Here is a 21,839-nt window from a genome sequence, read left to right on the forward strand (position 1 = left end):
GGTGCGGCAACGCAACGGGAAGGGCGGCGCGACCGGAGGGGCCGCGCCGCGGCGCTTACACGCCCTGTTTGAGGCTCGCGCTGATGAAGTCGTCGAGATCGCCGTCGAGGACGGCTCTCGTGTTGCTCATTTCGACGTTCGTGCGCAGGTCCTTCACGCGGCTCTGGTCGAGCACGTACGAACGGATCTGGTGGCCCCAGCCCACATCGGTCTTGCTCGATTCGAGCTTGTCCTGTTCGGCCTGGCGCTTGCGCATTTCGACTTCGTACAGGCGCGATTTCAGCATCGCCATTGCTTCGGCGCGGTTGCGGTGCTGCGAGCGGTCGTTCTGGCACTGCACGACGATACCGGTCGGCATGTGCGTGATCCGCACCGCGGAGTCGGTCTTGTTGATGTGCTGGCCGCCCGCGCCCGATGCGCGGTACGTGTCGATGCGCAGGTCGGCCGGGTTGATCTCGACTTCGATCGAATCGTCGATTTCCGGATAGACGAACACCGACGAGAACGACGTGTGACGGCCGCCCGACGAGTCGAACGGCGACTTGCGCACGAGGCGGTGGATGCCCGTTTCGGTGCGCAGGAAGCCGTATGCGTATTCGCCCGTGACCTTGACCGTCGCATTCTTGATGCCGGCGACGTCGCCGTCGGACTCTTCGAGCACCTCGGCCTTGAAGCCCTTGCGTTCGCAGTAGCGCAGGTACTGGCGCAGCAGCATCGATGCCCAGTCGCACGCCTCGGTGCCGCCGGCGCCGGCCTGGATGTCGATGAAGCAGTTGTTCGGGTCGGCCGGGTTCGAGAACATCCGGCGGAACTCGATGTCGCCGACGCGTGCTTCGAGCTTCTTCGCGTCGTCTTCCGATGCGACGAGGGTGTCTTCGTCGCCTTCCTCGCGTGCGAGCTCGAACAGGTCGAGCGCGTCGCGCAGGTCGCTATCGAGCGCCGTCAGCGTCGTGACGACGCCTTCGAGCAGCTTTTTCTCGCGGCCGAGTGCCTGGGCGTTCTTCGAATCGTTCCAGACGTTCGGGTCCTCGAGTTCCTTGTTGACTTCGGTCAGACGCGCAGCTTTGGCGTCGTAGTCAAAGATACCCCCGAAGCTCGCCCGCGCGGTTGCGCAGGTCGAGCAGGGAGCTTTCGATCGCGTTGAGACGTTCCGCTTCCATGATCGTTCGCTGTTCTTGCTTCGTAAAAAAGCGGAATTATAGCCGATCGGCAGGGTTTCCCGGTGACGCGGAGTGTGCTTGCGCGCGCGCCGCGGCCCCGTCCGGCGCGGCGCGCATGTGGTCCGCATGGTTCGCACATGGCCCGCGGGCGCCGCGGGCCGGGTGGCCGGCCGGTCGGCGCTCAGCCGGCCGCGTGTTCGACGATCAGCTGGACGCGCGTCACGCCGTTCCACATGTCGGCCACGAGGCGGTACGCGATCAGCGCGCTCGCCGGCAGCGGCTCGGTGTGGTTGAACCAGATCGCGTTGAAGCGTTGGCGGCCGCGCGCCAGTTGCAGCTTCAGGTGCTTTTCCTTCACGAGCGACTGCGACACGACGTCGAATTCGCCGGAGAAAAGCGGGGCCGGAAAGCCCTGGCCCCAGACGGCTTCGTCGAGCAGCCCGACGAACTGCGGCGTGAAATACGCTTCCTCGAGTTCGCCGTCGGTCTCGATCACGCGCGCCAGCGCGTCGTCGGACAGCCACTCGCGCGCGACGGCCTCGAACGCGGCCGCGAAGCGCGGCACGTTGTCGGTGTCGAGCGTGAGGCCGGCCGCCATCGCGTGGCCGCCGAACGCGACGATCAGGTCGGGCTCGCGCTTCGACACGAGGTCGAGCGCATCGCGCAGGTGGAAGCCGGGAATCGACCGGCCGGAACCCTTGACCCGCGTGCCGGCCTCGTCCGCATGCGCGAACGTGAACGACGGGCGGTGGAATTTCTCCTTGAGCCGTCCGGCGACGATGCCGATCACGCCCTGGTGCCATTCGGGATTGAACAGCGTGATCGTGCACGCGTCGGCCGGATCGACGTCGGCGAGATCGGCGAGCGCCTGCTGCTGCATGCCGGCCTCGATCTCGCGGCGCTCGCGGTTCATCACGTCGAGCTGCTGCGCAAGGTCCCACGCGCGGCCGATGTCGTCGGTGATCAGGCACTCGATGCCGAGCGACATGTCCGAGAGCCGCCCGGCGGCGTTCAGGCGCGGGCCGAGGCCGAAGCCGAGGTCGAAGCCCGATGCGGTGCGCGCCTCGCGGCCGGCGGCGCGGAACAGCGCGGCGATGCCCGGCTGCATGCGGCCGTTGCGGATGCGCTGCAGCCCCTGTGCGACGAGCACGCGATTGTTGCCGTCGAGCCGCACGACGTCGGCGACGGTGCCGAGCGCGACGAGGTCGAGCAGCCCGTCGAGGCGCGGTTCGGCTTCCTTGCTCGCGAATGCGCCGCGGCGGCGCAGCTCGGCACGCAGCGCGAGCAGCACGTAGAACATCACGCCGACGCCGGCGATATGCTTGCTCGGGAACGCGCAGCCGGGCTGGTTCGGGTTGACGATCGCGCGCGCGGCGGGCAGCGCGTCGCCGGGCAGGTGGTGGTCGGTCACGAGCACGTCGATGCCGCGTGCGTTCGCGGCCTCGACGCCCGCGACGCTCGCGATCCCGTTGTCGACGGTGATCAGCAGGTCGGGCTTGCGCGCGGCCGCGAGTTCGACGATCTCGGGCGTGAGCCCGTAGCCGTATTCGAAGCGGTTCGGCACCAGGTAGTCGATTTGCGCGCCGAACATCCGCAGGCCGCGCACCGCGACCGCGCACGCGGTCGCGCCGTCGCAGTCGTAGTCGGCGACGACCAGCAGGCGCCGCCGGTCGGCGATCGCGTCGGCGAGCAGCGCCGCGGCGTCCGCGCAGCCTTTCAGTTCGGTGGGCGGCACGAGCCGCGCGAGCGCGGTTTCGATGTCGGTCGGGGACTGCACGCCGCGCGACGCGTACAGGCGCGCGAGGACGGGATGCAGGCCGTGGCGCGCGAGCGCTTCGGCGTCGGCGGGCGCGACGGGGCGGGTAACGATCCGGGTCATACAGGTCGGGTTATTCGAACAGGGATGCCAGCGCGCGGCGGCGCCAGAACTTGCGCAGGTCGCCGCGCGTCGCGTGCAGCGTCACGGAGCTGGTGTCGCCGCACAGCGTGAAGTCGACGCCGGCCAGCTCGCCGTTCTGCAGCGCGGCGAGGGCGGGCGCGAACCAGTCGCGCTCGAGCGCGGCGAGCGCGTCGTGCCAGCGTGCCCAGTCCTGTTCGATGAACGGGGCGGACAGCGTGGGCAGCTCGACGAGCGTCGCGCCGGCGGCGGCGGATAGTGCGCCGAATGCGGCCGGCACGGCGCCGGCCTCGGCCTGCGCCGCGCGCGCGAGGCCGAGCGCGGCGGGCGACACGGACAGCACGCGCGCGAACGGCTTGCCGACCGGCTTCAGCGTGCCCTGCGCGTGGAACCAGATCGAATTGACGGCGGGCAACCCGCGCGCCTCGCGCGCTTCGTTGACCGGATGCTGGAACCACGCCATCTGCACTTCGTTCTGCAGCTTCATCCACATCCGCGAGCGTTCGCCGGTGTGCGCCTCGTGCGGCAACCAGATCTCGATGTTGCGGCCGCTGGCGCGCAGCGGCGCGGCGCCGGCGAGGCGGGCGAGCTGCTCGCTGGACAGGTACCAGCGCGCCGGATGCGGCGCTTCCAGTCGCACGCCGAGCTCCTCGATCAGCGGGCGCGCGACCGCCAGCAACGCGGCGGCGTCGCCGTCATCGAGCGCGAGGCTCGCCGGGTCGACGAGCACGAGGTGATCGTGCGCGATTTCGACATGGACCGGCTCGACGCACGCCCAGGCCTGGGTGCCCGGGTCGCCGCCGTCCGCCAGCAGCATGTAGGGCGCGAGCGGCGCCTCGTCGGCGGCGTTGCCCTGAGTCGCGCCGAACCGGCGGGCCAGCCAGCGCTCGTGCGGCAGCGTGCGCTGGAAGTCCTCGCCGGCCACGCGCTCGACGAGGCTCGCGCGGGCGAGCAACTTTTCGAGCGCCGGGCTGTCCAGCGTGTGCAGGGACGAGGCCGCATCGGCCGCCGACGGCAGCGCGAACGGAACGAGAAAATGGAGGCGTCGGTCGTGCATGATGGTGCGCATTGTATGGCAAACTGCGCGCGTGATCGGGCCGGCTGACGGTCCGATTGGGCCCGATTGCGTCCGGCGACCGCTTTTTTCGACCGCGCCCCGGGCGGCGCTCCGGCCTCGGGCCGCCATCCCCGCCGTAACCAGCAGAAAGGATTCGCTTGAAACTTCCGTACGAATGGCAGATCGGCTGGCGCTACACGCGCGCCGGCAAACGCACGACCGGCAACGGCTTCATTTCCTTCATCGCACTCGTGTCGATGCTCGGGATCGCGCTCGGCGTCGCGGCGCTGATCGTCGTGCTGTCCGTGATGAACGGCTTCCAGAAGGAAGTGCGCGACCGCATGCTGTCGGTGCTCGCGCACGTCGAGGTGTTTTCGCCGACCGGCTCGATGCCCGACTGGCAACTGACCGCGCAGGAAGCGCGCCGCAATCCGTCGGTGACGGGCGCGGCGCCGTACGTCGACGCGCAGGCGCTGCTCACGCGCCAGGACGCGGTGAGCGGCGTGATGCTGCGCGGCGTCGAGCCGTCGCTCGAACCGCAGGTGTCGGACATCGGCAAGGACATGAAGGCAGGCCAGCTCGCCGCGCTCGTGCCCGGCCAGTTCGGCATCGTGCTCGGCGACGCGCTCGCCGGCAACCTCGGCGTGACGGTCGGCGACAAGGTCACGCTCGTCGCTCCCGAAGGCACGATCACGCCGGCCGGGATGATGCCGCGGCTCAAGCAGTTCACGGTCGTCGGCGTGTTCGAGTCGGGCCACTACGAATACGACAGCACGCTCGCGATGATCAACATCCGCGACGCGGAGGCGCTGTTCCGGATGGCCGCGCCGACCGGCGTGCGGCTGCGGCTCACCGACATGCAGAAGGCGCCGCAGGTCGCGGTCGAGCTGTCGCATACGCTGTCGGGCAGCCTGTACATCCGCGACTGGACGCAGCAGAACAAGACCTGGTTCTCGGCCGTGCAAATCGAGAAGCGGATGATGTTCATCATCCTCACGCTGATCATCGCGGTGGCCGCGTTCAACCTCGTGTCGTCGCTCGTGATGACGGTGACCAACAAGCAGGCCGACATCGCGATCCTGCGCACGCTCGGCGCGCAGCCGGGCTCGATCATGAAGATCTTCGTCGTGCAGGGCGTGACGATCGGCTTCGTCGGCACCGCGTCGGGCGTCGCGCTCGGCTGCCTGATCGCGTGGAGCATTCCGTGGCTGATCCCGATGATCGAGCATCTGTTCGGCGTGCAGTTCCTGCCGCCGTCGGTGTACTTCATCAGCGAGCTGCCGTCCGAGCTCGTCGCGGGCGACGTCATCAAGATCGGCCTGATCGCGTTCGTGCTGTCGGCCGTCGCGACGCTCTATCCGAGCTGGCGCGGCGCGAAGGTGAAGCCGGCGGAGGCGCTGCGCTATGAATGATCGCGCGACCGCATTCGCGGATTCACGACAACCCATCAGACAGGATTCGGCAGGTATGCAGGAATACGTGCTTCAGGCGCGCGGGATCACGAAGGCGTTCGTGCAGGGCGGCTTCAACGTGCAGGTGCTCAACAACACCGAGCTGACGGTGCGGCGCGGCGAGAAGCTGGCGGTCGTCGGCGCGTCGGGCTCCGGCAAGAGCACGCTGCTGCACGTGCTGGGCGGCCTCGACGAACCGAGCGCGGGCGAAGTGTCGCTGCTCGGCAAGCCGTTTACGCAGCTCGCCGAGCGCGAGCGCAACGAGCTGCGCAACCGCGCGCTCGGCTTCGTCTACCAGTTCCATCACCTGCTGCCGGAATTCACCGCGCTCGACAACGTCGCGATGCCGCTGCGCATCCGCCGGATGACGACCGAGGACGCGCGCGCGCAGGCACAGGCGATGCTCGAACGTGTCGGTCTCGGCCCGCGTGCGAAGCACCGGCCGGGCGAGCTGTCGGGCGGCGAGCGGCAGCGCGTCGCGATCGCGCGCGCGCTGGTGACGAAGCCCGCTTGCGTGCTCGCCGACGAGCCGACCGGCAACCTCGACGGCACGACGGCCGATACCGTGTTCAACCTGATGCTCGAATTGTCCGAGACGCTCGAAACGAGCTTCGTGATCGTCACGCACGATCCCGAGCTCGCCGGGCGCTGCGACCGCATCATGCGCCTGCGCGACGGCGTGCTGCACGAGGAGCCGGCGCTGCCGGTGTGAACGAACGCCTCCGCCGTGCCGCCGGGCGAGTCCCGGCGTTGCGGCGGGGCGCAGGAAAGCCGCCATGTGGATCGATACGCATTGCCATCTCGATGCCGCCGAATTCGACGCCGACCGCGACGCGGTCACGCAGGCGGCGCGTGCGGCCGGCGTGTCGCGCATCGTGATCCCGAGCATCGGGCGCGACAATTTCACGACCGTGCGCGAACTGGCGCAGCGCACGCCGGGCGCGGTCTATGCGCTCGGCATCCACCCGATGTATACGCCGCACGCACGCGACGAGGATCTCGACCGGCTGCGCATGGAGATCGAGGCGAGCCTCGACGATCCGCGCTTCGTCGCGATCGGCGAGATCGGTCTCGACTACTTCGTGCCCGGGCTCGACGAAGCGCGGCAGCAATTCTTCTATCAGGGGCAGCTCAAGCTCGCGCGCGAATTCGACCTGCCGGTGCTGTGCCACGTGCGCAAGTCGCAGGACCGCGTGCTCGCCGGGCTGCGCCGCTTCGGCGTGCGGCGCGGCATCGCGCATGCGTTCAACGGCAGTTTCCAGCAGGCCGACGCGTATCTCGCACAGGGGCTGCATCTCGGGTTCGGCGGCAACGTGACGTTCGGACGCGCGTTGCAGATCCGCCGGCTCGCCGCGCAGTTGCCGCTCGACGCGATCGTCGTCGAGACCGACGCGCCCGACATCGCGCCCGAATGGGCGTACAAGTCCCGCAACGCGCCCGACCAGGTGCCGCGCATCGGTGCCGTGCTCGCCGAGCTGCGCGGGATCGACGCGCACGCGCTGTCCCTATCCACAACGGCTAACGCGCTCGCCGCGCTGCCGCGACTCGCCCTTTCGTCCGCATAATCGTTGCCGGAAGGCGCCGTGTCGACAGCGGCGGCGCCAGGTCGACGAGGAGGCGCGATGCGCGTGTGGTGGATCGCGTTCGCGCTCGGCGTCGTCGTGCTGCAGCGGCAGGCGGCGTTGCCGGGCGCGGGCGGCTGGGTAGGCGGGGCGGTCGTGCTGGCCGGTTGCGGCGCGCTGCTCGCATGGTGTGCGCGGCGCCGTCGAACCCGCGCGATCGTCGCGCTCCGGTGGGTGCTGTGCGCATGCGCGGCCGGCGCGATCGGATTCGGCTATGCGGCCGCGCGCGCCGAATGGCGGCTGCGTGACAGCCTGCCCGTCGAGCGGGAAGGGCGCGACATCGTCGTCACGGGCGTGATCCGCGGGTTGCCGGCGATCGACGACACCGGTGCGCGACTCGTGTTCGCGGTCGAGTCGAACGATGCGGGGCTCGCCCGTTTTCCCCCTCTGATCCGGTTGTCCTGGCGCGTGTACGGCGCGCGCGCCGCACGCGACGCGATCCCCGATCTGCGCGCCGCGCAGCGCTGGCGCCTCGTCGTGCGCCTGAAGCGTCCGCATGCCGAGGCGAATCCCGGCGTGCGCGACAGCGAGGCGGCCTGGCTTGCCGCGGGCATTCGCGCGATCGGCTATGTGGTCGCGCCCGAGCGGGCGGAACTGCTCGACGCGCGTGCATCGGGATGGCGCGCGTCGATCGATCGGCGGCGCGACGCGCTGCGTGCCGGTATCGGCGATGCGCTCGGCAGCGGCGCGCGCCATCGCGGCATCGTGACCGCGCTCGCGGTCGGCGATCAATCCGGCATCGGCGACGACGCGTGGCGCGTGCTGCGCAATACGGGCACGAGTCATCTGGTCGCGATCTCCGGGCTGCACGTCGGGCTCGTCGGCGCGATCGCCGGCGGGATCGCATCGATCGTCTGGCGGCGTCTGCGCTGGCGGGGACGTGCGGCGGCGCTGATGATTCCCGCGCCTTACGTGGCTGCCGTTGCCGCGCTGACGGCCGCCGCCGGCTACGCGGCGCTCGCCGGCTTCAACGTGCCGGCGCAGCGCGCATGGTGGATGATCGCGGCCGGTGCGGCCGCCTATCTGGCCGGACGCAGCGTGCCGACGTCCGCGATGCTGTGCGCGGCGCTCGGCGGCGTGCTGCTCGCCGATCCGTGGGCCGTGCTGTCCGCCGGTTTCTGGCTGTCGTTCGGCGCGGTCGCGGTAATCCTGATGGCGGTCGCGGGCTGGCGCGCGGTGCGCGAATTCGACGGGGGCGACCGGCGCGACAGCGGCGACGGTGCGGGGGATGGCACCGCCGCGGTCGACCGCTGGAGGTGGCTGCGAGCAGGGTGCGCGCGTGCCGGGCGCCGAATCGCGGAGGCCACGCGCGTGCAGTACGCGGTGACGATCGGGCTCGCGCCGCTGACGGCCGCGTGGTTCGCGCAGATCTCGGTATCGGGGCCGTTCGGCAATGCATTTGCGATCCCGTGGGTCAGCGCCGTCGTGACGCCGATCGTGCTCGCCGGTATCGGATTGCCCGCGCCGTTGGACGGCTATGCGTTCCGGCTCGCGCATGCGGCGCTCGAACCGATGATGGCGCTGCTGGGGCATCTCGCCGACTGGCCGGCCGGCGTATTCTGGCTGCGCATGCCCGACTGGCCGGTGTTGATGCTGGCGTGCATCGGCGTCGCATGGGTGTTGATGCCGCGCGGCTGGCCGCTGCGCTGGGCCGCGCCGATCACGTGGCTGCCGCTCGTCGTCCCCGCATCCGATGCGCCGCCGCCGGGCGGTTTTCGCCTGACCGTGCTCGACGTCGGGCAGGGCGCGTCGGTGCTGGTCGAGACCGCGCGCCGGACCTTGCTGTTCGATGCGGGGCCGGGGCCGGAGTCGACCCATGCCGGCCAGCGGATCGTTGCGCCGTCGTTGCGCTCGCGCGGAATCCGGACCGTCGATACGCTCGTGCTCAGTCATGCGGACGCCGATCATGCGGGCGGCGCGGCGGCCGTCTATGCGGCCGCCGAGGTTCGCCAGCTGGTCGCCGGCATCGCGCCGCGGCACCGGCTGTGGCGCGACGCGCAGGCGGCCGGCGTGACCGATCGACTGCCTTGCGCGGCCGGGCAGCGGTGGACCTGGGACGGCGTCGTCTTCACGATGCTGTGGCCGCCGCGCGTGGCGGCTGCCGGCTCGTCGAACGAACAATCGTGCGTGCTGCGCATCGACGCGGGCGACACGTCGGCATTGTTGACGGGCGACATCGAGGCAGGCGCCGAGCGCCACCTGGTGGCCGACGCGCGCGACGCGCTGGCCGCGCAGATCCTCGTCGTGCCGCACCATGGCAGCCGCACGTCGTCGGTCGAGCCTTTCCTCGATTCGGTCGGGCCGCGCGTCGCGGTATTTCCTGTAGGCTATCGCAATCGCTTCGGGCATCCGCACCGGACGGTCCTCGCGCGCTACGAGGCGCGCGGGATTCCGTTGCCGCGCACCGATCGCGACGGGGCCGTGCGGTTCGACGTCGCGCCGGCGGGCGGCGGTTTTGCATTCGAGCGTTATCGCGATGCGCAGCGACGGTACTGGATGGATCGGTGAGTTGGTGTGATGGCGCGCGGCGGGAACGAAGAGGCCGGACACGTGCTGGAGCAGCGGAGCCCGCCGACCGCGAAGCATGGGACGGGGGTAGGTGCTGAAGCGCTAACTCCGATCGACCGCGAAGCATGGGACCGGAGTAAGCGCTAAAGCGCTAACTCCGATCGACAAAGGAGACATTGGCGTTTGAAGGACATCCTCCACTTCTCGCATGCGAACGGTTTTCCGGCCTCGACGTACCGGACGATCTTCGCCGAGCTGGCAGACGACTATGACCTGCGTTACATCGAGCGCATCGGTCACGACCGCCGCTACCCGGTGACGCGCGACTGGCCGCATCTCGTCGAGCAGCTGCTCGACGACATCGGCAGCCGCTACGAGCGCCCGGTCTGGCTCGTCGGCCATTCGCTCGGCGGCTACCTGTCGCTGATGGCCGCGCTGAAAAAACCGCACTGGGTGCGCGGCGTGGTGATGATCGATTCACCGATCATCGCGGGATGGCGCGCCGGCGCGCTGCGCGCGAGCCAGTGGGCCGGGCTCGACGAGCGGCTGTCGCCGGCGGCCGCGACGCGCAACCGGCGCACGCGCTGGGCGAGCCGCGACGAAGCCTGGCGGCACTTTCACGAGAAACCCGCGTTCGCGCGCTGGGACGAGCGGATGCTGTCGGACTACATCGACCACGGCATCCCGCAGGCGGGCGCCGACGGCGAACGCGCGCTCGCATTCGACCGGCAGGTCGAATACCTGATCTACCGGACGCTGCCGCACACGCTCGGCCCGCGCCTCGCGCACGGCGCGCCGGTGCCGCTCGGCTTTCTCGCCGGCACGCGCTCGCGCGAGGTGCGGCAGGTCGGGCTCGAGGCGACGCGCCGCGCCGCGCGCGGGCGCATCGAATGGATCGAGGGCAGCCACCTGTTCCCGATGGAGCGGCCGATCGAGACGGCCCGCGCATTGCAGCGGATGCTGAATTCGCTGAAAACGGCGGAGGGCGGCGTGCCGCGAGACAGCGCGGCGCTCGCGAACAGCGCCTGACGCCTTGGTCCGGTGCTCCGCGTCCGGCGTGCGCGGTTGCACCGGCCGGCCGGCCGGTTCGCCCCGGCGCGCACGGCTGGCGCGGCACAGCGCGAAAGGGCGGGATCATCGCGTCAATTGCTGAGAGAAGGGCGGGCTTTACGGTATAATCCGTTTTTCCCGCGAGCATCCAGCGATGACCAAATATGTTTTCGTCACCGGCGGCGTAGTTTCTTCCCTCGGCAAGGGTATTGCCGCCGCCTCTCTCGCCGCGATCCTCGAATCGCGCGGTCTGAAAGTCACCCTCCTCAAACTCGATCCCTACATCAACGTCGACCCCGGCACGATGAGCCCGTTCCAGCACGGCGAAGTGTTCGTGACGGAAGACGGAGCGGAGACCGACCTCGACCTCGGCCACTATGAGCGCTTCATCAGCACGAAGATGCGCAAGGCCAACAACTTCACGACCGGCCAGATCTACGAATCGGTGATCCGCAAGGAACGCCGCGGCGACTATCTCGGCAAGACCGTGCAGGTGATTCCGCACATCACGAACGAAATCCAGGCGTTCATCGAGCGCGGGGCGGCATCGGCCACCTGCGGCGAACCGGACGTCGCGATCGTCGAGATCGGCGGCACGGTCGGCGACATCGAGTCGCTGCCGTTCCTCGAGGCCGCGCGCCAGATGAGCCTGCGCCTCGGCCGCAACAGCGCGTGCTTCGTGCACCTGACGCTCGTGCCGTACGTCGCGACGGCCGGCGAGCTGAAGACGAAGCCGACCCAGCACAGCGTGCAGAAGCTGCGCGAGATCGGCATCCTGCCGCACGTGCTGCTGTGCCGTGCGGACCGCCGCATCCCGGACGACGAATCGAAGAAGATCTCGATGTTCTCGAACGTGCCGGAAGACGCCGTGATCTCGGTGTGGGACGCCGACAGCATCTACAAGATTCCGCAGATGCTGCACGACCAGGGCCTCGACCGGATCATCTGCGAAGAGCTGAAGCTGTCGCCGAAGGACGCCGACCTGAGCATGTGGTCGGAGCTCGTCGAGAAGCTGGAAAACCCGAAGCACGAAGTGACGATCGGCATGGTCGGCAAGTACGTCGACCTGACCGAGTCGTACAAGTCGCTGATCGAGGCGCTGCGCCACGCATCGCTGCACACGTCGACCAAGGTCAACATCGAGTACATCGACTCGGAAGAGGTCGAGACGAACGGTGTCGACAGCCTGAAGCATCTCGACGCCGTGCTGGTGCCGGGCGGTTTCGGCCGTCGCGGCACGGAAGGCAAGATCGCGGCGATCCGCTATGCGCGCGAGGCAAAGGTGCCGTACCTCGGCATCTGTCTCGGCATGCAGCTCGCGGTGATCGAATTCGCGCGCGACGTCGTCGGCCTGAAGCAGGCGAACAGCACGGAATTCGATCCGGAAACGCCGGAACGCGTGGTCGCGCTGATCACCGAGTGGCACGACCGCGAAGGCAAGGTCGAGACGCGCACCGAGGAATCCGATCTCGGCGGCACGATGCGCCTCGGCTCGCAACGCTGCCCGATCAAGCCCGGCACGATGGCCGAAGAGATCTATGGCAAGGACGTGAACGAGCGCCATCGCCACCGTTATGAAGTCAATAACCGCTTCGTGCCCCAGCTCGAAGCCGGCGGCCTTATCATCAGCGCCCGTACCCCGAGCGAGGATCTGCCGGAAATGATGGAGCTGCCGCGCTCGATGCACCCGTGGTTCGTCGGCGTCCAGTTCCACCCGGAATTCACGTCCACGCCGCGTGACGGTCATCCCCTCTTCAAGTCGTTCGTCGAAGCCGCGCTCGCCAACAAGCAAGCGCGCGGAGTGTAAAGCATGAAGCTGTGCGATTTCGAGGTCGGTCTCGACCAGCCTTTCTTCCTGATCGCGGGTACCTGCGTCGTCGAATCGGAGCAGATGACGATCGACACGGCGGGCCGCCTGAAGGAGATCTGCGAGAAGCTGAACGTCCCGTTCATCTACAAGTCGTCCTACGACAAGGCGAATCGCAGCTCGGGCAAGTCGTTTCGCGGCCTCGGAATGGACGAGGGCCTGCGGATCCTCGGCGAGGTGAAGCGCCAGCTCGGCCTGCCGGTGCTGACCGACGTGCATTCGATCGAGGAGATCGAGCAGGTCGCGTCGGTCGTCGACGTGCTGCAGACGCCCGCGTTCCTGTGCCGCCAGACCGACTTCATCCACGCGTGCGCACGCTCGGGCAAGCCCGTCAATATCAAGAAGGGCCAGTTCCTCGCGCCGCACGACATGAAGAACGTGATCGACAAGGCGCGCGACGCGGCGCGTGAAGCCGGGCTGTCGGAAGACCGCTTCATGGCGTGCGAGCGCGGCGTCTCGTTCGGCTACAACAACCTTGTGTCGGACATGCGCTCGCTCGCGATCATGCGCGAGACGAACGCGCCGGTCGTGTTCGATGCGACCCACTCGGTGCAGCTGCCGGGCGGGCAGGGCACGAGCTCGGGCGGCCAGCGCGAATTCGTGCCGGTGCTCGCGCGTGCTGCCGTCGCGACGGGTGTTGCGGGCCTGTTCATGGAAACGCACCCGAATCCGGCCGAAGCGAAGTCGGACGGCCCGAACGCGGTGCCGCTGAACCGGATGGGCGCGCTGCTGGAGACCCTCGTCACGCTCGACCAGGCGGTGAAGCGCAATCCGTTCCTGGAAAACGATTTCAACTAAAGATCGAATGAACCATGCGACGGCCTCGCGCGTCAGTAGCGTAAGCAATGTCGGCGCGCATGCCGTCGCAGTTTGAAGAATCCATCGTCATTCTCAGAGGAAACCCATGAGTGCAATCGTAGATATCATCGGCCGCGAGATTCTGGATTCGCGCGGCAACCCCACCGTCGAATGCGACGTGCTGCTCGAATCGGGCACGATGGGCCGCGCGGCGGTGCCGTCGGGCGCGTCCACCGGCTCGCGTGAAGCGATCGAACTGCGCGACGGCGAAGCCGGCCGCTACAACGGCAAGGGCGTGCTGAAAGCGGTCGAGCACATCAACACCGAAATCTCCGAAGCCATCATGGGCCTCGACGCGTCGGAACAGGCGTTCCTCGACAAGACGCTGCTCGAGCTGGACGGCACCGACAACAAGTCGCGCCTCGGCGCGAACGCGATGCTGGCCGTGTCGATGGCCGTCGCGAAGGCAGCGGCTGAAGAAGCCGGCCTGCCGCTGTACCGCTACTTCGGCGGCTCGGGCGCGATGCAGCTGCCGGTCCCGATGATGAACATCGTCAACGGCGGCGCGCACGCGAACAACAGCCTCGACATCCAGGAATTCATGATCGTCCCGGTGAGCCAGCCGACGTTCCGTGAAGCCCTGCGTTGCGGCGCGGAAGTGTTCCACGCACTGAAGAAGATCCTGAGCGACCGCGGCATGAGCACGGCAGTCGGCGACGAAGGCGGCTTCGCGCCGAACTTCGGCAGCAACGACGAGTGCCTGTCGACGATCCTGCAGGCGATCGAGAAGGCAGGCTACCGTGCGGGCGAAGACGTGCTGCTCGCGCTCGACTGCGCGGCATCCGAGTTCTACCACGACGGCAAGTACCAGCTCGCGGGCGAAGGCCTGCAACTGTCGTCGGCCGAATTCACCGACTACCTCGCGACGCTCGCCGACAAGTTCCCGATCGTGTCGATCGAGGACGGCATGCACGAAGGCGACTGGGACGGCTGGAAGCTGCTGACCGAGCGCCTCGGCAAGAAGGTGCAGCTCGTCGGCGACGACCTGTTCGTCACGAACACGCGCATCCTGAAGGAAGGCATCGAGAAGGGCATCGCGAACTCGATCCTCATCAAGATCAACCAGATCGGTACGCTGACCGAAACGTTCGCGGCAATCGAAATGGCGAAGCGCGCGGGCTACACGGCCGTGATCTCGCACCGCTCGGGCGAAACGGAAGATTCGACGATCGCGGACATCGCGGTCGGCCTGAACGCCGGTCAGATCAAGACGGGTTCGCTGTCGCGCAGCGACCGCATCTCGAAGTACAACCAGCTGCTGCGCATCGAGGAAGATCTCGGCGACATCGCGAGCTACCCGGGCAAATCGGCTTTCTATAACCTGCGCTAACGCGCTACTATCGGGTTCGTCATCTCGACGCCGCTCTGTGCATGTCGCGCGGAGCGGCGCTTCTTATATCTGCGTCTCTTACATGCGGCTTGTCACTGTCGTCCTGATTGCCTTGCTGGCGCTCATTCAGTACCCCCTATGGTGGGGACACGGCGGCTGGTTGCGGGTGCACGAATTGCGCCAGCAGCTCGGCGATCAGTTGCAGAAGAATGCGGACGAGAAGCTGCGCAATGAACGGATCGCGGGCGAAGTGCAGGATCTGCAGGGCGGTACCGCGGCCATCGAGGAGCGCGCGCGCTACGAGATGGGCATGGTGAAGGACGGCGAAGTGTTCGTGCAGTTCGTATCGCCGAACGCGCCGGCCAGCCCGCTGAACAACACGCCGTCGAGCACGTCGACGCGCGGTACCGTGTCCGCGGCACCCGTGCGTGTCGTGCCGAACCCGCAGTCGATCGCGAAACCGTCGCGGCATCACGGCGGCGAGAAGGGCAAGGCCGCGCATCACTGAGCGCGGGAGTCCGAACCATTGAAAAAGCGCGGGAAATGCCGCGCTTTTTTATTTCCTGCCAGTCGTCAATCGGGTCGGTCGACGCGATGTCGCGTCACCACCACCAGCCCGGGTAACCGTAGCCATAGCCGATGCCGGTGCCCCACCGGTTGCCCCAGCCGCCGCCGTAATAGCCGCCGTAGACGGTCACGGGCGGCGGCGAGTAATACGACCACGCGCGCGCGGCGGCCTCGGCTGCCATCGCGTCGTTCTGCTCGCGCAGCACCTGCCGGTCGATCTCGTCGTAGCGTTTGCGCTCCGCGCTCGACAGGGCGGGCGGCCGGCCGCCCGACGCGCCCGGCTCGGGCAGGCGGCTCAGGATCGTCGACGAAGGCGGCTGCACCGCGCAGCCGGCGAGGGCCAGCGTGCCGGCTGCGACGCTGGTCAGGACGAGGGTGCGGAACGGGCGATTCATGAGTTTCTCCAGCAGCGCGCCGCAGTGCAAAGCGGCTTGCGCCGAAGGCGGGACCTGCGGCGCGTGAGCCGTACGGGCGACGCTCGTGCGTCATTATGCGCCCGCGCCCGCATCGCGGGCACGGACGCGCGGCGCGTTCAGTGACGCTGCTCGGTCGCGGGCGTGATGCCGGTCGCGAGTTCCGGCGCGGCGAACAACTGCGCGACGTCGACGGGATCGAATTCGTAGCGCTGGTTGCAGAACTCGCAGTGGATCTCGACGTGACCGCGCTCGACGATCACGCTGTCGACTTCGTCGCGGCCGAGCATGCGCAGCATCGCGCCGACCTTCTCGCGGGAGCACGAGCACTGGAAACGCGTCCCGGCCGGGTCGAAGTGCTGCACGTTTTCCTGCCAGAACAGCCGGCGGAACACGACTTCCGGTTCGACCTCGAGCAACTCCTTGGCGGACAGCGTGCCGCCGAGCGTGCAGACGCGCTCCCACGTGTCGGCGTCGGTCTCGGCGTTGCGCGGCACGATGCCGCCGTCGCCCGGCAGCTTCTGCAGCAGCATGCCGACCGCGCGGTCGCGATCGGCCGCGAGCCACAGCCGCGTGTCGAGCTGCTCCGAGTGGTGCATGTAGTGCTCGAGCACCTGCGACACCGATTCGAGCGGGCCGTCGACGCCGTTCAGCGGCACGATGCCCTGGTACGGCTGCTGGCCCGGCAGCTTCTCGGCCGGGTCGAGCGTGATCACGCAGCGGCCGTGACCGCTCGCGTTGACGAGCGACGCGAACTGCATGTCGTCGCCGATCGTCTGCGCCGCGTCGCCGGCGAACTTGGCCGTGGCGCGCATCGACAGGTCCGAGCCGCACTGGACGACCAGCATCTGGACCGGTCCGTCGCCGAAGATCTGCATGATCAGGGTGCCGTGAAATTTCAGGTTCGCCGACAGCAGCGCACACGCGGCCATCATCTCGCCGAGCACCGTGCGCACCGGGGCAGGGTAGTCACGGCGGGAAAGCACCTCTTGCCACGTGTTGCGCAGCGACACGATCTCGCCGCGCACGGGTGCCGAATTGAACATGAATTTCTGTAACTGGTCGCTCACTCTTCTTCCTTGAAATCCGCGCGAATCAGCCGATCCGCACGAGTTGCTCCTTGAAATGCGCACGCCGCTCGACGTACGTCTTCGCATTGGCGCGCAGCCGCGCGATGTCGTCTGCCGACAGCTCGCGCACGACTTTCGCCGGGGCGCCGAGAATCAGCGAATTGTCCGGGAACGTCTTGCCTTCCGTCACGACCGCGCCGGCACCGACCAGACAGTTGCGGCCGATCACCGCTCCATTCAAGACCACCGCCTGAATCCCGACCAGCGAACCCTCGCCGATCGTGCACCCGTGCAGCATCGCCTGGTGCCCGATCGTCACGTTTTCGGCAATCGTCAGCGGAAAGCCCGGGTCCGTATGCAGGACCGCGCCTTCCTGGACATTGCTGCCGGTGCCGACCGTGATCGTCTCGTTGTCGCCGCGAATCGTCGCGCCGAACCAGACGCTCGCGTTTTCCTCCAGCACGACCTTGCCGATGATGGCCGCCGTATCGGCGACGAATACGCTTTCGTGGATCGTCGGGGCCGTCTCGCCCAGTTTGTAGATCGTCACGGAGTCTCCTGGTCTCTTCGATGATGGGCGCCGGTAGAATGGCGCGTCTGGCGTGCCGGGCGCGTTGCGTGACGGCACAAACGCTTATTGTAAACCGTCGCGTGCGTGCGCTCCCGCGATGCGCGCGAATGGTGCCCCCGTTTTGATGACGCATGCAGCCTTTTTCCCTTACCGCGGCGCCGCCGTTGCGTGCGCCGCGCCGCCACTCGACGCGCTGCGGATCGCCGAGCCGGCCGCGAAGGCGCGCAGGTCCGTGCGCTGTATGACGCGCTGCTCGCCGGACAGGCCGCGATCGCGCCGGCGCTCGGCCTGACGAGCCGGCGACCTGCCCGGCCGTCCGGCGCGCCCGCCGCTCGTCGAGCCGCGCCAGCTCGAGCGCCGCAGCATGCGCTCGCCCGCGGGGCGCGCGGTGTTGCTGCACGCGCTCGCGCATATCGAATTCAACGCGATCAACCTCGCGCTCGACGCCGTGTGGCGCTTCGCCGGCATGCCCGACGCGTTCTACGCGGACTGGCTGAAGGTCGCGGCCGAGGAGGCCTATCACTTCACGCTGCTGTCCGACCGGCTGGCCGGGTTCGGGCATGCGTACGGCGATTTCCCCGCGCACAACGGGCTGTGGGAGATGTGCGAGCGGACCAAGGCCGATGTGCTCGCGCGGATGGCGCTCGTGCCGCGCACCCTCGAGGCGCGCGGGCTCGACGCGTCGCCGCCGATCCGTGCGCGGCTCATGCAGGCGGGCGACGACGCGTCCGCGGCGATCCTCGACGTGATCCTGCGCGACGAGATCGGCCATGTCGCGATCGGGAACCGCTGGTTCCGGCACTTGTGCGACGCCGCCGGCCGCGATCCGGTTCCCACCTACCGCGAGCTTGCCGAGCGGTACCATGCGCCGCGGCTGCGCGGCCCGTTCAATTTCGACGCGCGCCGCACCGCGGGATTCGAGCAGGCGGAGCTGGACGAACTCGCCGCGCAGGACATGCCGGACGGCCCGGCGGCGGGTTAGGGCGAGCGGGCGCCGCCGGCTCCGGACGGGCGGGCGAACGCTGCCGCCGGCTGGCCACACGGGCCGCTCGGCGGCATTTCCGTGGCAGCCGATGCGCCGGACACGTACCGTCGGCTCACCGTCGCTAGAGCGCAGCCTCGACTGCCGGGCGCCGGAACGGAAGTGTCATCGCTATAATCGAACGACCATTCTTTTTTTGGCGGCTGCAATGAATGCCTCGAGTTCTGTTTCGGATTTCGTCACCGTCCGCGGTGTCAAGCTGCATGTGCGGCGCTGGGGCCGGCCCGATGCGCCGACGCTGTTCATGCTGCACGGCTGGATGGACGTCGCGGCATCGTTCCAGTTCGTCGTCGACGCGCTCGCGGGCGACTGGCAGGTGATCGCGCCGGATGCGCGCGGCTTCGGCCTGTCCGACTGGCCGGTCGCGCGGCAGGGCGGCGGTCATTACTGGTTCCACGAGTACCTGGGCGATCTCGACGCGCTGGTTGATCACTATGCGCCGACCGGCGAAGTCAACCTGGTCGGGCACAGCATGGGGGCGAACGTCGTGTGCCTGTACGCGGGCGCGCGGCCGGAGCGCGTGCGGCGCGTGGTCGACCTCGAAGGGTTCGGGCTCGCCCCCGCGCGGGCCGAGCAGGCGCCGCGCCGGCTGCGCGGCTGGCTCGACGAGCTGCGCGCGCCGCCGGTGCTGCGCCCGTACGCGTCGCACGACGACGTGGCGGCCCGGCTGACCAAGACCAATCCGCGGCTCGATCCGCGCCGCGCGGCGTTCCTCGCCGCGCACTGGTCGAAGCGCGGCGACGACGGCCTGTATCACCTGCTGGCGGATCCCGCGCACAAGATGGCGGGCCCGCAGCTGTACCGGCTCGACGAGGTGATGGCCGTCTGGAAGCAGGTGCGCGCGAAGGTGCTGCACGTCGAGGCCGTCAATTCGCCGACGCTCGCCTACATCGCGGGCGACATCCCGCTGGCCGAGTTCAAGGCGCGCTTCGGCGCGTTCCCCGACTGGCGCGAAAAGCTCGTCGAGGATGCCGGCCACATGGTCCATCACGACCAGCCGGAGCAGGTCGCGGCGCTGATCGAGGCGTTCTGCGCATAGGCCGGCGGCGGCAGCGGCGGGGCAGGCGGGCGGCGCATTTGCCGCATTGCAGTAGAATGAAGCTTCACCTGCCATACCGCCAATGAACGCTGATCTCCACTGCCATTCGAATGTTTCCGACGGGTTGCTGTCGCCTGCCGACGTCGCGCGCCGCGCCCATGCCGGCGGCGTGACCCTGTGGGCGCTGACCGACCACGACGAGATCGGCGGCCAGGCGGCGGCGCGCAGCGAGGCGGAAGCGCTCGGCATGCGCTATCTGAGCGGCGTCGAGATTTCGGTCACGTGGGCGTCGCGCACCGTGCACATCGTCGGGCTGCACATCGATCCGTCGAACCCGACGCTCGTCGACGGCCTGTACCGTACGCGCCACGGCCGTGCGGCCCGCGCGAAGGCGATCGCCGCGCAGCTCGAGACGCTCGGCATCCCCGGCGCGTACGAAGGCGCGCTGAAGTACGTGTCGAATCCCGACCTGATCTCGCGCACCCACTTCGCGCGTTTCCTGGTCGAGAACGGCCATGCCGCATCGACGTCCGACGTGTTCGACCGCCTGCTCGGCGACGGCAAGCCGGGGTTCGTTCCGCACCGCTGGGCGACGCTGTCCGACGCCGTCGCATGGATTCGCGCGGCGGGCGGCGAGGCCGTGGTCGCACACCCGGGCCGCTACCGCTATACGCCGGTCGAATTCGACGCATTCTTCGGCGAATTCATCGATCTCGGCGGCCGGGCGATCGAGGTCATCACGGGCAGCCACACGCCCGACCAGTACCGCGAATACGCGGACGTCGCGCGCCGCTTCGGCTTCGAGGTGTCGCGCGGTTCGGATTTCCATGCGCCGGGCGAGGGCCGCGTCGAACTCGGCAGCCTGCCGCCGTTGCCGCCCGACCTGAAACCGGTCTGGGAGCGCTGGCTCTGACGCGTCGCGGCCGCTTGCCGTTCGCCGTTCGCGCTGCCGTCGAGGCGCGCATCCGACTTCTCCCTCTTTACGTGTCCCCATGTCCCAGTTCTTCAGGATTCATCCGGATAATCCGCAGCCGCGCCTGATCAAGCAGGCCGCGGACATCGTCAGCAAGGGCGGCGTGATCGCAATGCCGACCGATTCGAGCTACGCGCTCGCGTGCCACCTCGACGACAAGGACGCGGTCGAGCGCGTGCGCCGCATCCGCGGTCTCGACGAGAAGCAGCACCTGTCGCTGCTCGTGCGCGACCTGTCGGAACTGGCCAACTTCGCGATGGTGGACAACCGTCAGTACCGGCAGATCAAGTCGGTGACGCCGGGCCCGTACGTGTTCATCCTGCAGGCAACCAAGGAAGTGCCGCGCCGGCTGTCGCATCCGTCGCGCAAGACGATCGGGCTGCGCGTGCCCGATCACGCGATCACGCTCGCGCTGCTCGAGTCGCTGGGCCAGCCGCTGCTCGGCACGACGCTGATCCTGCCGCCGGACGACGAGCCGCTGAACGATCCCGACGACATCCGCGCGCGGCTCGAGAAGCAGGTCGATCTCGTGATCGACGGCGGCGCGTGTCCGCGCGAGCCGTCGACGGTGATCGACCTGACGGGCGACGCGCCGCAGCTCGTGCGCGCGGGGCGCGGCGCGCTCGAACCGTTCGGGCTGGCGGCCGCGTAAGCGCCATTCATTTTTGCGCGAGTGCGCTTGTTACAATAACGCGATATGGACGCTTCCCTGATTCAGACCATCGCCGTCTACGCGCTGCCCGTGATCTTCGCGATCACGCTGCACGAGGCTGCGCACGGCTATGCCGCGCGCCTGCTCGGCGACAACACCGCCTACATGATGGGGCGCGTGTCGTTCAACCCGATGCGCCACATCGATCCGCTCGGCACGATCGCGATTCCGCTCGTGATGTATTTCCTGACCGGCGGCGCTTTCCTGTTCGGCTATGCGAAGCCGGTGCCGGTATCGTTCGGCAACCTGCGCGATCCGCGCTGGGGCAGCCTGTGGGTGGCGCTCGCGGGTCCGGCCTGCAACTTCGTGCAGGCGCTGGTCTGGGGCGTGCTGACCATCGTGCTGCCCGCGGCCGGCATCGACGAGCCGTTCTTCACGCGGATGGCCTATGCGGGCGTCAGCGCGAACCTGGTGCTCGGCGTGCTGAACCTGTTTCCGCTGCCGCCGCTCGACGGCGGCCGCATCCTCGCGGCACTGCTGCCGCCGAAGCAATCGATCGCGCTGTCACGCATCGAGCCGTACGGTTTCATCATCGTCCTCGTGCTGGTCACGACGGGCGTGCTGACGAATTTCTGGCTGCGCCCGCTCGTGAACGCCGCGGCCGGCGTGCTGAGCGCCATCCTGTCTCCCTTCGCCTCGCTTTTCTAACGAC

General features: G+C 68.6%; 19 protein-coding genes and 1 pseudogene. 14 read left to right on the forward strand and 6 right to left on the reverse strand.

The genetic code is table 11. The annotated features are described in order from the left end of the window. Nucleotides 1-55: 55 nt before the first annotated feature. The 3 genes from prfB to PL79_RS17955 form a co-directional block, all read right to left on the reverse strand. Nucleotides 56-1,160 (reverse strand): peptide chain release factor 2 gene (gene prfB, locus PL79_RS17945; RefSeq protein ID WP_124488306.1). Its coding sequence is split into 2 segments (ribosomal slippage): nucleotides 56-1,078 and nucleotides 1,080-1,160, totalling 1,104 coding nucleotides; the frame shifts between segments, so codons are not numbered across the junction. Between the two features lie 181 nt (nucleotides 1,161-1,341). Next, nucleotides 1,342-3,039 (reverse strand): single-stranded-DNA-specific exonuclease RecJ, encoded by a 1,698-nt coding sequence (gene recJ / locus PL79_RS17950; protein ID WP_044848185.1) that lies wholly within the window; start codon nucleotides 3,037-3,039, stop codon nucleotides 1,342-1,344. A gap of 10 nt (nucleotides 3,040-3,049) precedes the next feature. Then, a complete protein-coding gene (locus tag PL79_RS17955) occupies nucleotides 3,050-4,126 on the reverse strand; it encodes a hypothetical protein (RefSeq protein WP_044848184.1) in 1,077 nt (358 codons plus the stop codon). A 146-nt stretch (nucleotides 4,127-4,272) separates the two neighbouring features. On the opposite strand from PL79_RS17955, the gene PL79_RS17960 reads away from it, so the two are divergent. From PL79_RS17960 to ftsB, 9 genes are all read left to right on the forward strand, one after another. Further along, nucleotides 4,273-5,526 carry a lipoprotein-releasing ABC transporter permease subunit gene (locus PL79_RS17960; protein WP_044848183.1) on the forward strand — a complete coding sequence of 418 codons (1,254 nt, stop codon included), beginning with the start codon at nucleotides 4,273-4,275 and terminating at the stop codon, nucleotides 5,524-5,526. After that, the gene (lolD, locus tag PL79_RS17965; RefSeq protein ID WP_082088722.1) at nucleotides 5,519-6,277 is read left to right on the forward strand and encodes a lipoprotein-releasing ABC transporter ATP-binding protein LolD; all 759 of its coding nucleotides are present in this window, start codon (nucleotides 5,519-5,521) and stop codon (nucleotides 6,275-6,277) included. The genes PL79_RS17960 and lolD overlap by 8 nt, the downstream gene beginning before the upstream one ends. A 64-nt stretch (nucleotides 6,278-6,341) precedes the next feature. After that, nucleotides 6,342-7,130 (forward strand): TatD family hydrolase, encoded by a 789-nt coding sequence (locus PL79_RS17970; RefSeq protein WP_044848181.1) that lies wholly within the window; start codon nucleotides 6,342-6,344, stop codon nucleotides 7,128-7,130. A 57-nt stretch (nucleotides 7,131-7,187) separates the two neighbouring features. Continuing rightward, nucleotides 7,188-9,695 (forward strand): DNA internalization-related competence protein ComEC/Rec2, encoded by a 2,508-nt coding sequence (locus PL79_RS17975; RefSeq protein WP_044848180.1) that lies wholly within the window; start codon nucleotides 7,188-7,190, stop codon nucleotides 9,693-9,695. A gap of 183 nt (nucleotides 9,696-9,878) precedes the next feature. Next, nucleotides 9,879-10,724, forward strand: coding sequence for an alpha/beta fold hydrolase (locus tag PL79_RS17980; RefSeq protein ID WP_044848179.1), 846 nt, complete (start codon nucleotides 9,879-9,881; stop codon nucleotides 10,722-10,724). A 175-nt stretch (nucleotides 10,725-10,899) separates the two neighbouring features. Further along, nucleotides 10,900-12,552 (forward strand): CTP synthase, encoded by a 1,653-nt coding sequence (locus PL79_RS17985; RefSeq protein WP_044848178.1) that lies wholly within the window; start codon nucleotides 10,900-10,902, stop codon nucleotides 12,550-12,552. Between the two features lie 3 nt (nucleotides 12,553-12,555). Further along, entirely contained in the window at nucleotides 12,556-13,410 is an 855-nt protein-coding gene (kdsA, locus tag PL79_RS17990) for a 3-deoxy-8-phosphooctulonate synthase (protein WP_044848177.1), read from the forward strand. 106 nt (nucleotides 13,411-13,516) lie between these two features. Further along, a complete protein-coding gene (gene eno / locus PL79_RS17995; RefSeq protein ID WP_011885396.1) occupies nucleotides 13,517-14,800 on the forward strand; it encodes a phosphopyruvate hydratase in 1,284 nt (427 codons plus the stop codon). Nucleotides 14,801-14,882: 82 nt separating this feature from the next. After that, nucleotides 14,883-15,308, forward strand: coding sequence for a cell division protein FtsB (ftsB, locus tag PL79_RS18000; RefSeq protein ID WP_044848176.1), 426 nt, complete (start codon nucleotides 14,883-14,885; stop codon nucleotides 15,306-15,308). 94 nt (nucleotides 15,309-15,402) lie between these two features. Here ftsB and PL79_RS18005 read toward each other — a convergent pair whose 3' ends face one another. From PL79_RS18005 to PL79_RS18015, 3 genes are all read right to left on the reverse strand, one after another. Continuing rightward, nucleotides 15,403-15,762 carry a hypothetical protein gene (locus PL79_RS18005; RefSeq protein WP_044848200.1) on the reverse strand — a complete coding sequence of 120 codons (360 nt, stop codon included), beginning with the start codon at nucleotides 15,760-15,762 and terminating at the stop codon, nucleotides 15,403-15,405. A 137-nt stretch (nucleotides 15,763-15,899) separates the two neighbouring features. Beyond that, nucleotides 15,900-16,850: an Hsp33 family molecular chaperone HslO gene (hslO, locus tag PL79_RS18010; protein ID WP_044848175.1), complete on the reverse strand. Its 951-nt coding sequence runs from the start codon at nucleotides 16,848-16,850 to the stop codon at nucleotides 15,900-15,902. Nucleotides 16,851-16,875: 25 nt separating this feature from the next. Then, the gene (locus PL79_RS18015) at nucleotides 16,876-17,400 is read right to left on the reverse strand and encodes a gamma carbonic anhydrase family protein (protein WP_044848174.1); all 525 of its coding nucleotides are present in this window, start codon (nucleotides 17,398-17,400) and stop codon (nucleotides 16,876-16,878) included. Nucleotides 17,401-17,552: 152 nt separating this feature from the next. On the opposite strand from PL79_RS18015, the pseudogene PL79_RS18020 reads away from it, so the two are divergent. From PL79_RS18020 to PL79_RS18040, 5 genes and pseudogenes are all read left to right on the forward strand, one after another. Continuing rightward, nucleotides 17,553-18,403: pseudogene (locus tag PL79_RS18020) on the forward strand (ferritin-like domain-containing protein). A 208-nt stretch (nucleotides 18,404-18,611) separates the two neighbouring features. After that, nucleotides 18,612-19,502 (forward strand): alpha/beta fold hydrolase, encoded by an 891-nt coding sequence (locus PL79_RS18025; protein WP_044847997.1) that lies wholly within the window; start codon nucleotides 18,612-18,614, stop codon nucleotides 19,500-19,502. 82 nt (nucleotides 19,503-19,584) lie between these two features. Further along, nucleotides 19,585-20,415, forward strand: coding sequence for a 3',5'-nucleoside bisphosphate phosphatase (locus PL79_RS18030; protein ID WP_044847996.1), 831 nt, complete (start codon nucleotides 19,585-19,587; stop codon nucleotides 20,413-20,415). Nucleotides 20,416-20,494: 79 nt separating this feature from the next. After that, a complete protein-coding gene (locus PL79_RS18035; protein WP_044847995.1) occupies nucleotides 20,495-21,127 on the forward strand; it encodes an L-threonylcarbamoyladenylate synthase in 633 nt (210 codons plus the stop codon). A 45-nt stretch (nucleotides 21,128-21,172) separates the two neighbouring features. Next, nucleotides 21,173-21,835: a site-2 protease family protein gene (locus tag PL79_RS18040; protein ID WP_044847994.1), complete on the forward strand. Its 663-nt coding sequence runs from the start codon at nucleotides 21,173-21,175 to the stop codon at nucleotides 21,833-21,835. The last annotated feature ends 4 nt before the right edge of the window (nucleotides 21,836-21,839 follow it).

It is taken from the genome of Burkholderia sp. USMB20 (assembly GCF_000949135.2).
GTDB lineage: Bacteria > Pseudomonadota > Gammaproteobacteria > Burkholderiales > Burkholderiaceae > Burkholderia.